Here is a 14,671-nt window from a genome sequence, read left to right on the forward strand (position 1 = left end):
CCGCTCAACCCGTGGTCGCGCTGAAGATGTCGTTGTTGCCGAAGCTGCCCGCGCAGTCGAGCGGCCATGGCGCCGGCAGGACCACGTGTCCTGCGTCCGAGGACGCCTGACGCCAGGAGTCGAACGCCGGGCAGTCGACCGTGCGCCGGGTATCGGTCCAGACCCCGGCACCGTAGGTCTCCGTCGCAACGGCGTACACATAGTCGCCGAGGAACTCGTTGTAGAGGATCCGGCCCTGAGTCGCACCGCGAGCGTCACCGAGCGGCCCTGTGTACTCCGTCACCCAGCCGCCGGGCGCACCACCTGCCCCGACAGCCGCAGACAGCAGCACCCCGTGCTCGGGTCGCTCAGCGGCCGTGGTGGTCTGGAACGGCGCGGTGAACGCCTGGTACACGACATACACCCGAGCACCGTTCGGGCTGATCGCCGGAGCGGCGTAGGTCGGGATGTCCCGTGGCTGGGTTATCGCCACCGGCGTGCTGAACGAGGCGGCTCCGTCGGTCGAGTACGCCAACATCGTCTGCTCCTTGTCGGGGCCCTGGGCTCCATCGACCCAGACGTCGACGATCTCGTTCGTCGCCTGCGCCCCGGTGGGCGCACCGTTGGCGATGTCGACGCTCGGCATGGCGGCCAGGTCGGTCCGAGCACCGGCGATGCCGTCGATGATGCACCGGCCGGTCACGCTGTCGGTGTGGAAACACGGATCGGTGATCGCCACCACGTCCTGCGGCGCCCGCCAGGTCTGGCCGCCGTCGAACGACTTGACGACGGCGTGGTTGCCTGCGAGGCCGGTCCCGCCGTAGTGCGTGAAGAAGGCGTAGACCACGCCATGGCTGTCGGTCCGCAGGGTGCACCCGTCGTAGAGGCCCTGCTTGGCGTTCGCGATCGCCGGGGCGACCTGGTGCTGCTTCCACGTGACGCCGCCGTCACGAGACGTTGACACCATCGGCTTGAGCGGGAACGAGTTGCCCCCGCTGAGGCTGTGGAAGTCGGAGTAGCACACGTAGACGTTGCCGAAGAAGGGGCTGGATGCCGCGTTGTCCGCCCACACCTGCTCCTTGTCCAGGCCCGAGCTGAACGCCGCGTGCGGAGCCGCGAAGTACGGGCGCGACCAGTTGGACTGGTCAGCGACCCGTGTCGGCGTCACGTTGTCGATGTGCGACACCGTCACGCCGAAGGTGCCGTTCTGGCCCTGGTCGACGTCGCGCATCACCGTGTCGGTGAGGTTCGTGGCCAGGCTCGAGAAGTACAGCCGGTCGCCGTTGGCCCAGGAGAACCCATCAGGCCCCGGTGCCGGCCCAAAGGTCACTCCGGTGTCGCTTCGCGAGCGCAGGCCGTTCTCGTAGAAGTTGGGCACCGTGTGGATCGGGCCCACATGGGGGGTGCACGGCTCCACGGTCGGGCTGCAGTCGGCAGCGGTCAGCCCGGAGTACGTCGGCTGGACCCAGTGGTGGCCGCTGTCGAACGAGAAGTGGACGGCGGACAGGCCGACGCCCAGGTTGAACGTGCCGAGTGGGAACGAGCAGGCCGCATGCTGGGTTGCGGCCGCCTGGGAGCACGGCTGCATGTCGACCAGGTCGTTGGAGCCGGCAGCCAGGACGTTCGGCCGAACGGCACTGACCGCCAGGGACGGCTCGTTGGACGAGTTCTGTGGATGGTGGTCGGTGGGACTGGCCACGCTGACCAGCGCGTCGGAGGCCGGTGCGGCATACGCCGTCTGAGCTCCGAAAGCCACGCCGAGCTCCAGTGCCGTGGCCAGGACCAGCCATCGTCGCAAGAAACGCACGGGGGACTCCTCTCCGCGCGACCCAGGTCCGGGCAAGCGGAGCGTTCACCACAGGGGATGGCCTGGGCCGTGACAAACGTGTCCGCCGATCAGGCTACGCCCGCTCGCCGCCCTGGACGACCCCAGTCAGGCTGGGGAAACGCCCGAGCTCCACGCCGTGGTGGTGCGCCGACCGATGGCAACGAGCCGCCAGGTCAGGACCTTCGGCACTGCATTCGCAGAGCGCCACGAACGACAGTGAAGGTGCTGGAGAGAGTCTCCGTGCGATGCGAAGGAGTGCGGTCGATGATGTGGGATTGGGGACACATGAGCATGGGGAGCTCGCAGGTCCTGTTCTGGCTGGTCCTCTTCGCGCTCATCGCGGGAGGCACGGTGGTCGCGGTGCTCGTCCTGACCCGGGATGAGCGGGCCCGCAACCGAGGTCGACCCGACGACGACGTGTCGGCGACGGGCGGTGCCGCTGGCAGCCCGGCGGAGGCCGAGCTCGAGATGCGGTATGCCCGTGGAGACATCGACGCGGAGGCCCTCGCACGCGGCCGCGCCGCGCTCCGTCAGCGCTGACGAGCCGACCGCCGGAGGACCTTCGGCCCTGACCGCCCGGCGGCTTTGTCGCGAGCCTGAAGAGATGACGAGTCCGACCACCGACCCGCTTCGAGGCCACGCCATCAGCGAGATCCCGGCGTCGCAGCTCGACCTCGTCCAGTGCCCACCGGTCGCCGCCCTCACGACGGTCTCGCGCGACGGCTCCCCGCAGACCTCGGTCGTCTGGTGCGACTATGACGGCGGCTTCGTGCGAGTGAACACCATGCGCGGCTTCGCCAAGGAGCGCAACATGCGCCGCGACCCGCGGGTCACCCTGCTCTGCTACGACCCTCGACGACTCGCCCGCTACCTCGAGGTACGCGGCATCGTCGTCGACCTCATCGAGGACGGGGCGCGGAAGCATCTCGACGACATCGCATCGAGGTATGCCGGCCGGCGGGTCAGCTACTTCGGCGACGTGATCCCCGCTCGCTTCGCCGAGACCGAGATCCCTGTCCTGTGCCGGATCGCGCCGACCTGTGTCGTCGTCGGCCAGGGCCCGATCGCACTGAGCGGTGCAGAGCCGCGGCCGAAGCGCAGCCCCACGACGCCGACAGGGTCGCTCTCGGAGTGCCGGGTGCCGCCCTCACACGTCGACCTGCTCAGCGGAGCGACCTGCGGCGTCCTCACGACGATGGGTGACACCGGCCAGCCTCACTCGAGCCTGGTGTCGGTTGCCTACGACGGCGACGCCGCCTTCGTGACCACCTCGCGGGAGCGTCAACCAGACCGGGACCTGCGCGTCGACGCGCGGGTCGCCCTGCTCGTCGTCGACCCCGACAACACCTCACGCTACGTGCAGCTCCGCGGCGATGCCGTGGTCGTCCCCGCCGATGCCGTCCCCGCCGAAGCCGGGGCCTGCACGTCGGCCGGGACTCGGGTGACCTGGCAGATCCATGCGCGTCGTGTCATCTGCGACGCGATCCACGCCTGAAGGAGAGCGAGATGAAGGTCAAGGAACTCGTGGGTAGCGGTGACCGGATCGGCCTGTTCATGGTGCCGTTCGTCGTGGTCGGGCTGAGCCTCAACATCGCGTTCCCGGCAGCGTTCGATGTCGGTGGGCCGCCCCCCGGCCTCCGGGCCGCGTCCATCGCAATCCTCGTCGCGGGCATCGTGGTGTGGGCCTGGTCTGTCGTGCTCATCCTCACGAAAGTCCCTCGGGCAGAACTGATCACGAGCGGGCCGTTCGCCATCGTGAAGCACCCGCTCTACACCGGCGTCGCCCTCCTGGTCCTGCCCTGGGCGGGCTTCCTCCTCGACACCTGGCTGGGCGCCGCCCTCGGCATCGCCATGTACGTCGGGACCCGCAGGTACGCGCCGGCGGAGGAGGCTGAGCTGTCGCGGGACTTCGGCACCTCGTGGGACCAGTACACGAGCACGGTCAAGCTGCCCTGGTTGTGACGCGCCGTCAGTCAGGTGGAACGGTCGCGGTCGCGCCGGAGCATGAACCACCAGAGCAGGATCAGGGGCACGATCTGGAGGCCGATCCCGAGCACGAGGAAGTGCCCGAACCCGCTCATGTTGTCGACGAGCCACTGGAAGTTCTGTCCGAAGAACCCGGTGACGAAGGTCAGCGGCAGGAACACGGTGGCCAGGATCGTCAGGCGCTCCATCGTCCGCCCCTGGTGAACGCTGAGCTGCGTCTGCTCGACGGAGATCACCGCCATGTTCGCCTCGAGGATGGTGGCCAGCAGGTCGCGCTGAGCCGCAACCTCCTCGTTGATGAGCAGCAGGTAGTCGTGCACGTCGTGGAAGTACGGTGCCAGGGGGCCTTCCCGGTGCGACTTCTCGATCGTCGTGAGGACCGTCAGGAGCGGGTGGACGGCGCGGTAGAAGTCGGTCACCTCGCGCCGCAGGAAGTAGATCCGCTCGGTCGGTGCGGCCTCACCGGCGAAGACGGTGCTCTCGACCTGCTCGATATCGCGCTCGAGCTCGGCGACCACCGGTCCGTAGCTCTTGATGACCTGGTCGAGGACGGCCCAGAGCACCGCCGGGGTGCCGATGGTCAGCAGGTCAGGATGGTGCTCGAGCTTGGTGCGGGCCGAGTGCAGCTCGCTCGCGGGCCCCTGTCGAACGGTGATGACGAACGTCGGCGCGATGAAGACGCTGATCTCGCCGAAGTCCACCTCTTCGCGCGCGTCGTCGTAGCGGGCGGTGCGGAAGATGACGAGCTCGACCCCCTCGTCGTACTGCTCGACCTTGGGTCGCAGGTGGAAGCTCTGGACATCCTCCACCGCGAGCTCGTGCAGGCCGAAGCTGTCGCGGATGTGGAGCAGCTCTTCGGGATCGGGCTCAAGGGTCCCCAGCCAGGCGAACCCCTCGCTGCCGTCCTGGTGCAACGCGGCCGCCTGCTCCAAGGTCAGGGTGTCGACGTGCTGGCGACGCCCGTCTCGGTACAGGGCACAGTCGATGATCATGGCGCCTCCTGTGGCTCTTGACGCTCAGTGTGACCAGTGTTCGCAGGGTATCGAGTGCAGCTCACAGAGGTTTGGACGCGGACGCCCCGGGATCACCAGTGGGCCACGACCGTCCCCTGGAGCAAGTGAGAGCCCCGGAAAGCGTTCTCCCCGGGCATCGTCGGACGACTGCGCCCGCAGAGGTCAGGTGTCCAGCTGGGCCTCGGCTCCGGCGATGAGCTCGACCACCCGGGTGCCGAAGACGATGTCCAGCTCGTGCGGCTCGCCGGCCGCAGCGGCGACGAGCTGGCCGACGGCGGTGCGGTACGCGTCGACGTACGTATCGTCGGGTCGCGGCGGCATGAACGACAGTCCGGCCTCGCCCCAGACGGCTGCCTCGAACCCGACCGCATCGGACGGCGCGAACTGGGTCAGAGTCGCGGTGCTCAGTGCACCGGACTCGTGCTGGAACGCGAGGTTGACCAGATCCCCCGCGCCCTTGGCCGCGGTCACAGACCGGATCGGCCCGAGGCAGGCGCTCAAGGTCGAGATGGCGTGCGGGCCGATGTCCCAGAGCGCACCGCGCTCCTGGCGCCACGGCGACGAGCCGAACGGGTTGCCGGGATCCTGCAGCGCGCTGAACCATCGGAGCCAGGCGCCGCGCCACCCGCGCTGCGCGGCGACCTGGTCGAACCAGGCCAGCGACACCCCGACGAACCGGTCGGTGAAGAAGACCAGCGTGGCGACGCCGGCTTCGAGGGCGGCGTCGCGAAGTCGACGCGCGCTCTCGGCGTCCATGGCCACGGGTTTGTCCAGCAACAGGTGCTTCCCGGCACGCGCCGCCACCAGCGCCATCTCAGCCTGCACAACCGGCGGGACGGCGAACGCCACCGCATCCACAGCCGCGAGCAGCTCGTCGTAGTCCTCGAAGACAGCGGTGCCCAAGCTATCGGCCAGGACCCGGCATTTGTGCGGGCTGCGTCCCCACACGCCCACGAGGTCGACACCGCTCGCGGCGACCAGCCCTGGGCCGTGTGTCATCGTCGCCCACGGACCGGTACCCACGAGACCAAACCGCATGCGCGCACACTACGCCGCGAGGGGTCCCGCAAGGCAGTCCCACCCTCGAGAAGGAGAACGTGAGCAGGATGCGCACCATCGCCGCGGCCGTCGCCCTCGTCGTGACCGCGCCATACGACGGCGACCTCAAGTCGGGCGGCGAGGGGGCCTGCATCGACCCCGGGCGTTTGCACACTCACGCGGCGGAGTCATGAACACAGGCCCCATCCACCGTTGATTGCGTAGTTTGCCAGCAAACGGCCATTTGCTTTGAGTTAGCGTGAGACTCGTGGTTGAAAGTCCGTCTTTCGGAACCCGGTTCGTCGGCCGGGAGCGGGAGCTCGGGGAACTGCGTGACGTGATCGCGGTCAACCGCTTGGTCACGCTGGCCGGTTTCGGCGGCGTCGGTAAGACGCGCCTTGCGGCACGCGTGACTGAGCAGATCGGTACCGAGTTCGCCGACGGCGCTTATCTGGTGGCCCTGGCTGACCTGACCGACGCGGCTCTCCTGGGGCATACCGTCGCCGGAGTGTTCGGTCTGCAGGTGCCCGGCTCAGGGTGGGATCCGGCGGTCCTGACCGACTTCCTCCGCGATCGGAGGGTGTTGCTGTGCCTCGACAACTGCGAGCACCTCGTCGACCACGTGGCGCCGCTGGTCTCCCAGGTCGTGCGGGCATGTCCGGGTGTGACGGTTCTGGCCACGAGCCGCATGCCGTTGGGTGTCGCAGGCGAGGCCGTGTACGACGTTCCGCCGATGGATCTTCCACCGACAGACACTGCCGGCGGGTCCGGAGTGTCGCCCGAGGATCTGGCGGGTGTGGATGCGGTGGCGCTGTTCGTGGACCGCGCCCGTGCGGCCTCGGCCTCGTTTCGGCTGGTCCCGGAGAATGCGGCCGCGGTGGCTGAGCTGGTCGGGGTTTTGGACGGGATCCCGCTGGCGGTCGAGCTCGCGGCGGCCAGAGTCCGTGTCGCGGCACCGCAGGTCATGGTGCGCAGGGTGCACGAGCTGCGGCTGCTGAGGGGCGGGTTCGTCGATGCCCCTGCGCGGCATCGGTCGATGGCGGCGTCGGTGGAGTGGAGCTACCGGCTCTGTCCCCCGGACGAGCAGGTGGTGTGGCGCCGCCTGAGTGTGTTCGTCGGTGGGTTCGACATCGAAGCCGCCGAGTCCGTCTGCGCCGCGGGCGACCTGGTGGCCGAAAGCGTGCTGGCGCAGCTGCTGTCGCTCTCGGACAAGTCGGTGATCTCGCCCGACCCCGACCATCCCGGTCGGTACCGAATGCTGGAGCCAGTGCGCCAGTACGGGGCTCGCCAGGCCGAGAATGCCGGCGAGCTGGCCCCGTCCCGGGACGCTCACCTGGCCTGGTTCGAGGAGCTCACGACCGACATGTGGTCGCACTGGTCCGGCCCCGACCAGACCCTCTGGCTAGCTCGGCTACGGCGCGAACACGCCAACGTGCGTGCTGCCCTCGAGCACGCCGTGGCCGATCCGGGCACCTCGCCGGCCGCGCTTCGGATCTGCCGCAACCTCGAGCCGTACTGGAACTGCGGGGGCCGCTTCAACGAGGCCCGGCACTGGCTGGATCTGGCCCTGGCCCAGCCGTCCGGAAGCCCGTCAGAGCGCGGGCGGGCCGCTGCCCTGGCAGCTTGGTTTGCCGCACCCCAGCTGGACTTTGAGTACGCTCGCGCCCGGCTCGCCGAGTGCCTGGCCCTTGTCGACACCGACTTGGCAGTCTCCACGGAGGAGTCCCGCGTGCACACCCACGCGGCCGACAGGTGGACGCCGGACTGCTACGCACCCAGCGACGCAATGATCGCCTCTGCGCTCGTCTCGCTGTACGACGGCCGGATGGACGATGCTGTCGAGCAGCTCACGACCGCCGCCGCCGAGCTACAGCGGACAGGTCACGCCGGGGGACACAGCTATCTCCAGACGAGATATGTCGTCGGGCTGATCCGTGCGCTGCAGGGCGACCACGTCGAAGCCACGCGACTGTGCTCGGAATCGCTCGCACTCAGTGAGGCGCTGGGTGAGAAGTACATGAGGTGCACCAGTCACTGGGTCCTCGGTCTGACCGCCTTCAGAACCGGACAGCTGGCCACTGCCGAGAGGCACCAGCTGCAGGCCCTACGGATCGCGTCCGAGCTGCAGGACAAGTTCCAGACAGCCATGGGTCTCGAGGCGCTCGGCTGGACGGAGTCAGCGCTGGGACGCGGCATCGCCGCAGCAACCCTGCTCGGCGCCACCAAGACTCACTGGCGGCTCATCAACATGCCTGCCGTTGCCGCGCCATTCCTCGCAATCCGGACCACCGCCGTAACCCAGGCCACGACCGCCGCCGGGCCCGGGGCCTACGACGCCGCGTTCGCGCGCGGCCTGGCCATGGACTCGCCCACCGTGGTTGCCTTCGCCGTCGAGGCAGCCGCGCATGTCACGAAGCAGGACCCCTCGGCGTTCTCCCCGCTCACCGCCCGTGAGGCCGATATCGCCGGGCTCGTCGCCGACGGCCTGAGCAACCGCGAGATCGCCGAGCGGCTCGTCATCTCCGAACGCACCGTCCACGGCCACATCCGCAACATCCTGACCAAGCTCGACGCCACATCCCGCGCCAAGATCGCCAGCTGGTACGTGCAACGGGCTGGGTCAGACCAGGCACTTCCGTCCGACGAACGCACGTGACGGCTGCAGCGCACGGCCCCCTGAGCCGGCGTGTGGAGGTTCGTTGTCGTCAGGGCAACGACGAATCTCCAAACCCTGCCGTGCCAGGTCGCCGCGAGGCGTCGATGGGTGGTGGGACGATGGACGATGCGTGAGGTCGACCGAGACTTCGCCATCTACGTGCGGGCCCGGCAGCACCAGCTGCTCCGGGCGGCATACCTGCTGCGCGGTGACCAGCAGAGCGCGGAGGACCTGGTCCAGGACGCCCTCGAGAAGCTGGCGCTGCGCTGGGACATGATCCGCGACGAGCACCCGGACGAGTTCGTGCGCACGGCGCTGTACCGGGACGCCGTGCCGTCCCGGCGATGGAGCCGTCTCCGGCAGCCGATCCCCGATCCCGTGCTCCCGCGGCCCCCCGGAGACGCCGCTGTCGCGACCCGGGTAGGCCTCGAACGCGCGCTCGGCCAGCTGAACCCACGCCATCGAGCCGTCCTCGTGCTCCGGTTCTTCGAGGACCGCAGCGAGGCGGAGACCGCCCACACGCTGGGCGTCTCCATGGGAACGGTGAAGATCCAGACCCACGACGCCCTGAACGGGATCCGAGAGCTCGTCCCCTCCCTCGCGGTCACCGAAGGCGATGGCGTGAGCCTCCACCGACTTGGGCAGCTGCTCGAGGAGATCGCCGCCGACGTGGACGAGGTCGACTGCGCCGAGCGCGCCTGGAGCGGGGCGGATCGCCGACGATCGCGGTCGCGACGACGGCGAAGGCTCATCGCGGCAGCCGTCCTCGTGGCCCTGCTCGCCGGCGGCGGGACGTCCTGGGTGGTCTCTGGGCAGGACCAGCCGGCCCGAGGGCCGTCGCAGACTCCTGTTGCCGAGGCTCCCAGCAGCGGCACGGTGCCCCTGTTGACACTCCCGGCGCCTCCCGCCTCGGCACCGTCGGCGTGGATGCCGCCCGGTGGCTGGCTTCCGGCGCCAGGCGGCGTCGAGTACGTCGTCGGCCCTGGAGCCGACATCGCCAGCCTGCCCCAGCTCTCGATCGGCCTCCCCGCGCAGTCGCCCTCGCCGCGCACCGACCTGTCGGACCTGGCGCCGGGCAGGCCGCTGACCATCCCTGCCGCCGTCGGGTTCGAGATCCCCGACTTCCGTCCTCCGGACGAAGGCACCTACCAGCCGGTGCTGATCGGTGGCGAGGACACCGTCGTGCTGGACACGATCGATCTACGATTCCCGCGCGAACCCGACACCTTCACCTTCCTGGCCGGACCACAGGCGGTCTCGGCCAGCGGGAGCCGGATCGTGTTCGCGCAGCATCGCGAGGTCGTCGTCTTCGACCTGAGCACCAGGCGGGTGAGCCGAGTTGCGGTGCCCGACAATGCGATAGCGGATGCCGGGTGGTCGGCCACCGACCCCGACACCATCGTCGTGCGTTCGGCATCCACCACGTGGCTCGTCCATCCGGACACGGGCGTCGTGACCCGGGCCCCGGGTGCGTCGGCTAGTCGCTGGACCGTAGCCGGGGACACCGACAGCCACGCCAGCCTGCTCCTTCGGTCCCAGGTCGGAGGACCTGCCACCTCGATCACGCTGGACGCGAGCTGGCTCGGGCCGCCGACCCGCATTCCGTTGGACACCGGGCTGGCTCACCAACCGGTGGTCTCCGGCAGCCTGCTCGCGTTCACCACAGGCCGCGCCCCGGCCGGCGACAACCCGAAGACGGTCGACCTGCCGAAGCTCGTGGTCGTGGACACCTCCCACGGTGCGTCTCGGCCGGTCGTCCACGCAGCGCTGCTCACGCAGAGGTTCTGGGCCGAAGTGGTCGGCTGGGACCCCAGCGGGCGCTATGTGCTGTTCATGTCGAGCGCTGCCCGCGGGGAGGACCTGCTCGCCTGGGACCCGGAGAGTGGAGGCTTCTACAAGGTGACCAGCGCCCTCGATCTCAGCATGCCGTCGCTCGGGCCCGCCTACCCCCACCAGTGACCGGCGCGGCCGCCCTCAGGTGCGGCCGCCGCCTTGCGGTACGGCTCCCACCAGGGGCATCAGCAGATGAGACCCTGGTTCGGTCTCCTGCTGCACGAAGCGTTCGGCCAGGTCGCCCAGGGCGTCGCGGAGGTCCGCGTCGGCGACGCCCCAGTCGCCGAGCTCGTCGGAGAGCCAGGCGTAGACGGCGTCGACGAGCTTGCCCATCTCGGCCTCGCCGGCTGCCGTGAGCGAGAGGCGGTCGCTGGGCCCCTCGATGTAGCCATGACCGGTGGCGGTGTCGACGGCAGGCTGCAGCACCGTGTTGGGCACCAGATGGCGGCGGCTGATGTCCTCGAGGCTTGCGGTGTGGCCCAGGCGTGTGCGCAGGTAGACCTGCCCGACGACCCAGCCGTCCGAGCTGTCGAGCGCCGACCCGGAGCTCTCCCGGACCGCCGTCATCGCCGCGGGCCCCTTTCGGCGCACCAGCCGGGCGATGACGAGCTGCAGCTGCAGCCGCGCGTCGGCCGCTTCGGGCATGGCGAAGCCTTCGCCGACGTCCGTTGCCGTGCTGCGGGCCGTTCCTCGCAGCGGCACCTCCTTGAGGAAGAGCGCGAGGACGAACGCCACGAGCGGGACCGGGACCGCGGCGAGGAACACGACGTGGATCGCATGGGCGTAGGCGTCGACGATGGGAGCGATCTGCTCGGGTGGGTAGGCGTGCAGCGCTTCGGGTGTGGAGATCGCCTGCGGGTTCACACCGGGCGAGGCAGCGACTGCGGCGGGCAGCTGGTTGCTGAGCACGTTCGCGTACACCGTGCCGAAGACGGCAGCACCGAACGAGCTGCCCAGCGTCCTGAAGAACGTCACGCCTGAGGTCGCCACCCCCAGGTCCTCGAAGGCCACCGTGCTCTGGACGACGATGGTCAGCACCTGCATACATGAGCCGATCCCCAAGCCCAGCACGAACATTCCGAGCGCGAGCTGGGCATACGGCGTCGACGCGTCGGCCCGGGACAGCAGGAACAGGCCCAGCGCCATGACCACCGAGCCGACCACCGGGAAGATCTTGTAGCGCCCGGTCCTGCCCACGATCGTGCCGGACGTGATGGACATGACGAGGAGCCCGACCACCATCGGCAGGGTCTGCAGGCCGGACTCGGTCGCCGAGGAGCCCTTGACGTACTGCAGATACGTGGGCAGGAAGGTCATCGAGCCGAGCATCGCGAAGCCGACGATGAAGGACAGCACCACGCAGATGGTGAACACGGGCGAGAGGAACAGCCGCGGCGGCAGGATCGGCTCGGCGGCCCGGCGCTCGACGAGCACGAAGATGCCCAGCGAGATCACCGAGCCGATGATCATGAGGATGATCGTCGCCGAGGCCCACGGGTACTGCGTCCCACCCCAGGACAGAGCAAGCGTCAGGCCGGCCGCGCCGAGCGAGACGAAGACGATCCCGAGGTAGTCGATGACGACCCGGCCCTTCGCGCGGATCGAGGGCATGGTTACCGCGGCGAGCAGGATCACGGCGATCCCGACCGGGAGGTTGATGTAGAAGGCCCACCGCCACGACAGGTGGTCGGTGAACAGGCCGCCCAGCAAGGGGCCGATGACCGTCGTCACCCCGAAGACCGCGCCCAGCGCGCCCTGGTACTTGCCCCGTTCACGCAGGGGGATGATGTCGGCGATCACGGCGGTCGCGGTGACCATGAGGATCCCCGCGGCGAAGCCCTGCACCGCACGCCAGGAGATCAGCCACGTCATCGACGCGGAGAAACCGCACAGGGCTGAGGACACGACGAACAGCGCGGCCGAGCCCTGGAACATGAGCTTGCGACCGAACTGGTCGCCGAACTTGCCGGCGAGCACCGTGGCGATCGTGTCGGCGAGCATGTACGACGTGACGACCCACGACAGGTGGTCCGCTCCCCCGAGATCGCCCACGATCGTCGGCAGGGCCGTCGAGACGATGGTCTGGTCGAGTGCCGCGAGCAGCAGCCCGGTCATGATCGTGATGAACACGAGGTTCATCCGGCGCCGGTCGAGCGGCTCCGCCTCAGGCTCGGGTTGCTGCGTCCTCAGTCCCGCCGTAGCGGCTGTTTCCTGCGCGTCCACTACCGCCCTCCAGAGAGTTGGCCTGCACCACGGCACACCCTGGTCGAGAGGCGAGGGTCTGCGTGCTGCTCCTCTACTGCCCTGTGCCTGCATCCCCACCGCGGGCTCGGGAGGCCGATACCCACGACACTGCAGGAGACACTCGACAACATAGTAGGGCGGCCGATTGCCAGCGCTTTCCGGTCGGGCATCGTCCGGATCATCCACGAGACTGGGCGCACTCCGCCCACGCCTCGAAGGGGACCGCATGAGCCTGCTGGCCGACCTGATCACGACCGCGACGACCGCGTCGCAGCGCGCGCTGGATCCCGTTCTCGACAGGGACTGGAGCGTCACCGCGGGCGACCTCGAGTGGACCTGCCGGCATACCGCCGCGCACATCGCCGACGATCTCTTCTCGTACGCCTCGCAGGTCGTCGCTCAGCCCCGGGAGACCTACCTGCCCGTCGAGGCGGCCGTCGACCCTGCGGCCACACCGCGGCAGCTCGTCCGGTGCATCGCGATGTGTGGCGAGCTCCTTCGCCTCGCCGTCACCGCGGCGCCGGCGACGTCACGGGCCTGGCATCCCTACGGCATGTCGGACCCGGACGGCTTCGCGGCCATGGGGATCACCGAGACGCTGGTCCACACCTACGACATCGCTCGTGGTCTCGGCCTCGGCTGGGCGCCGCCGGGCGAGGTCAGTGCCGCCGTGGTGGCTCGGCTCTTTCCCGAGGCACCGGTCGGCGACCCTTCGGCCGTCCTGCTCTGGTGCACCGGTCGCACCACGCTGGCTGACCACCCTCGCCGCACGAGCTGGCGATGGGACTCCGCCGTCCGGGACGCGGCGGCATAGACCGAAGCAGCCCGTCGAAGGGGCACCTCAGAGGTAGAGGCCGGTCTGGCCGTCCTCCATCCGCTGGGCTGCGACGGCGTGGAGGTCGCGCTCGCGGAGCAGGATGTAGTCCTGGCCGTGGAGCTCGACCTCGGCACGGTCCTCGGGGTCGAAGAGGACCCGGTCGCCGAGCTGGACCTGGCGCACGTTGGCGCCCGTGGCGACCACCTCGGCCCACGCGAGGCGCTTGCCGACCGACGCCGTCGCCGGGATGAGGATGCCTCCGCCCGAACGCCGCTCCCCCTCGGACTCGACCGAGACGAGCACCCGGTCGTGAAGCATGCGGATGGGGAGCTTGGCGGCCGTCGACCCACCGGAACTGCCTTTGGTCACAGGGTGTTCGACCTCGTCCCGATCAGCGGCGCAGCCGGCGCAACAGCCCGACGACGACCACCACGGCAACCGCCGCGGCGACCACAGCCACGACCCGCTCGACGCGCAGCTCGCCGTCCTCGGTGTGGGTGGCCGCGTCCAGCTTGAGCTTCAGCGACTGGGCCTGGCGCTGCGCGATGACCTGAGGCTGGCTGCGGTACGCCAGCTCGTTGACGGTGCCCTGGAGACGTGCCCGGGCGGTCTGGATGTCCTGCTCGATGCGCGCGGTGTCGGTCATCTGCCCTCCTATCGGCTTGGTCCGACTCTAGTCGGCGATTCCGAGGTCGCGGCGGAGCTTCGACACGTGGCCGGTCGCCTTGACGTTGTAGAAGGCGTGGCTCAGCGTGCCGTCCTCGTCGACGACGAACGTCGAGCGAAGCACGCCCTCGACCGTCTTGCCGTAGAGCTTCTTCTCGCCGTAGGCGCCATAGGCCTGGTGCACCGCGAGGTCCTGGTCCGACAGCAGGAGAAGCGTGAGATGGTCGCGCTCACGGAACTTCGCGAGCTTGGCCGGCGCATCCTTGGAGATGCCGACCACGTCGTAACCGTCGCGCTTGAGGGAGTCGAGCGACTCGCTGAAGTCGCAGGCCTGCGTCGTGCAGCCGGGCGTCATCGCCGCCGGGTAGAAGTACACGATGACCTTGCGCCCGGCGAAGTCCGACAGGCTCACGGTCGCGCCGGTGTCGTCCGGCAGGCTGAAGTCGGGGGCCTTGTCCCCGGGCTCGAGGCGGGCGCTCACGGCATGCTCCTTCGTCGTCGACGGATGGTCTCGTTCGTGCGGACGGCGGGACTCGAACCCGCACACCTGAGGCACAGGAACCTAAATCCTGCGTGTCTACCAGTTCCACCACGTCCGCCAACCGGTGCGC

At 69.3% G+C, this 14,671-nt stretch carries 14 protein-coding genes and 1 tRNA gene; 7 read left to right on the forward strand and 8 right to left on the reverse strand.

Annotated elements, in window-relative coordinates; genetic code table 11:
- Positions 1–4: 4 nt before the first annotated feature.
- Positions 5–1,786, reverse strand: a complete 1,782-nt coding sequence (locus ACWEOW_RS13005) for a sialidase family protein (protein ID WP_452269626.1) — start codon at positions 1,784–1,786, stop codon at positions 5–7.
- Between the two features lie 285 nt (positions 1,787–2,071).
- On the opposite strand from ACWEOW_RS13005, the gene ACWEOW_RS13010 reads away from it, so the two are divergent.
- The 3 genes from ACWEOW_RS13010 (at position 2,072) to ACWEOW_RS13020 (ending at position 3,769) form a co-directional block, all read left to right on the forward strand.
- Positions 2,072–2,347: an SHOCT domain-containing protein gene (locus ACWEOW_RS13010; RefSeq protein ID WP_452269627.1), complete on the forward strand. Its 276-nt coding sequence runs from the start codon at positions 2,072–2,074 to the stop codon at positions 2,345–2,347.
- Positions 2,348–2,411: 64 nt separating this feature from the next.
- Positions 2,412–3,302, forward strand: a complete 891-nt coding sequence (locus ACWEOW_RS13015) for a TIGR03618 family F420-dependent PPOX class oxidoreductase (RefSeq protein ID WP_452269628.1) — start codon at positions 2,412–2,414, stop codon at positions 3,300–3,302.
- A gap of 11 nt (positions 3,303–3,313) precedes the next feature.
- The gene (locus ACWEOW_RS13020; protein ID WP_452269629.1) at positions 3,314–3,769 is read left to right on the forward strand and encodes a methyltransferase family protein; all 456 of its coding nucleotides are present in this window, start codon (positions 3,314–3,316) and stop codon (positions 3,767–3,769) included.
- 11 nt (positions 3,770–3,780) lie between these two features.
- Here ACWEOW_RS13020 and ACWEOW_RS13025 read toward each other — a convergent pair whose 3' ends face one another.
- Positions 3,781–4,785 (reverse strand): CorA family divalent cation transporter, encoded by a 1,005-nt coding sequence (locus tag ACWEOW_RS13025; RefSeq protein WP_452269630.1) that lies wholly within the window; start codon positions 4,783–4,785, stop codon positions 3,781–3,783.
- A 183-nt stretch (positions 4,786–4,968) separates the two neighbouring features.
- Entirely contained in the window at positions 4,969–5,844 is an 876-nt protein-coding gene (locus ACWEOW_RS13030) for a Gfo/Idh/MocA family protein (RefSeq protein ID WP_452269631.1), read from the reverse strand.
- Positions 5,845–5,903: 59 nt separating this feature from the next.
- Between ACWEOW_RS13030 and ACWEOW_RS13035 the strand changes: the two genes are divergently transcribed.
- The 3 genes from ACWEOW_RS13035 (at position 5,904) to ACWEOW_RS13045 (ending at position 10,459) form a co-directional block, all read left to right on the forward strand.
- The gene (locus ACWEOW_RS13035) at positions 5,904–6,038 is read left to right on the forward strand and encodes a hypothetical protein (protein WP_452269632.1); all 135 of its coding nucleotides are present in this window, start codon (positions 5,904–5,906) and stop codon (positions 6,036–6,038) included.
- A 74-nt stretch (positions 6,039–6,112) separates the two neighbouring features.
- Positions 6,113–8,500: an ATP-binding protein gene (locus ACWEOW_RS13040; RefSeq protein WP_452269633.1), complete on the forward strand. Its 2,388-nt coding sequence runs from the start codon at positions 6,113–6,115 to the stop codon at positions 8,498–8,500.
- Between the two features lie 126 nt (positions 8,501–8,626).
- The gene (locus ACWEOW_RS13045) at positions 8,627–10,459 is read left to right on the forward strand and encodes a sigma factor-like helix-turn-helix DNA-binding protein (RefSeq protein WP_452269634.1); all 1,833 of its coding nucleotides are present in this window, start codon (positions 8,627–8,629) and stop codon (positions 10,457–10,459) included.
- A gap of 15 nt (positions 10,460–10,474) precedes the next feature.
- Here ACWEOW_RS13045 and ACWEOW_RS13050 read toward each other — a convergent pair whose 3' ends face one another.
- Entirely contained in the window at positions 10,475–12,556 is a 2,082-nt protein-coding gene (locus tag ACWEOW_RS13050) for an MDR family MFS transporter (RefSeq protein ID WP_452269635.1), read from the reverse strand.
- A gap of 247 nt (positions 12,557–12,803) precedes the next feature.
- On the opposite strand from ACWEOW_RS13050, the gene ACWEOW_RS13055 reads away from it, so the two are divergent.
- Entirely contained in the window at positions 12,804–13,391 is a 588-nt protein-coding gene (locus ACWEOW_RS13055) for a hypothetical protein (protein WP_452269636.1), read from the forward strand.
- Positions 13,392–13,418: 27 nt separating this feature from the next.
- Here the strand turns inward: ACWEOW_RS13055 and ACWEOW_RS13060 are convergent, their stop codons facing one another.
- From ACWEOW_RS13060 to ACWEOW_RS13075, 4 genes are all read right to left on the reverse strand, one after another.
- Positions 13,419–13,712 carry a GroES family chaperonin gene (locus ACWEOW_RS13060; RefSeq protein ID WP_452269795.1) on the reverse strand — a complete coding sequence of 98 codons (294 nt, stop codon included), beginning with the start codon at positions 13,710–13,712 and terminating at the stop codon, positions 13,419–13,421.
- 73 nt (positions 13,713–13,785) lie between these two features.
- Positions 13,786–14,040 (reverse strand): DUF3618 domain-containing protein, encoded by a 255-nt coding sequence (locus ACWEOW_RS13065; protein ID WP_452269637.1) that lies wholly within the window; start codon positions 14,038–14,040, stop codon positions 13,786–13,788.
- Positions 14,041–14,067: 27 nt separating this feature from the next.
- Positions 14,068–14,541: a thioredoxin-dependent thiol peroxidase gene (bcp, locus tag ACWEOW_RS13070; RefSeq protein WP_452269638.1), complete on the reverse strand. Its 474-nt coding sequence runs from the start codon at positions 14,539–14,541 to the stop codon at positions 14,068–14,070.
- Positions 14,542–14,578: 37 nt separating this feature from the next.
- Positions 14,579–14,659, reverse strand: a tRNA-Leu gene (locus tag ACWEOW_RS13075).
- Between the last annotated feature and the right edge of the window lie 12 nt (positions 14,660–14,671).

This window comes from Monashia sp. NPDC004114, from assembly GCF_053603855.1.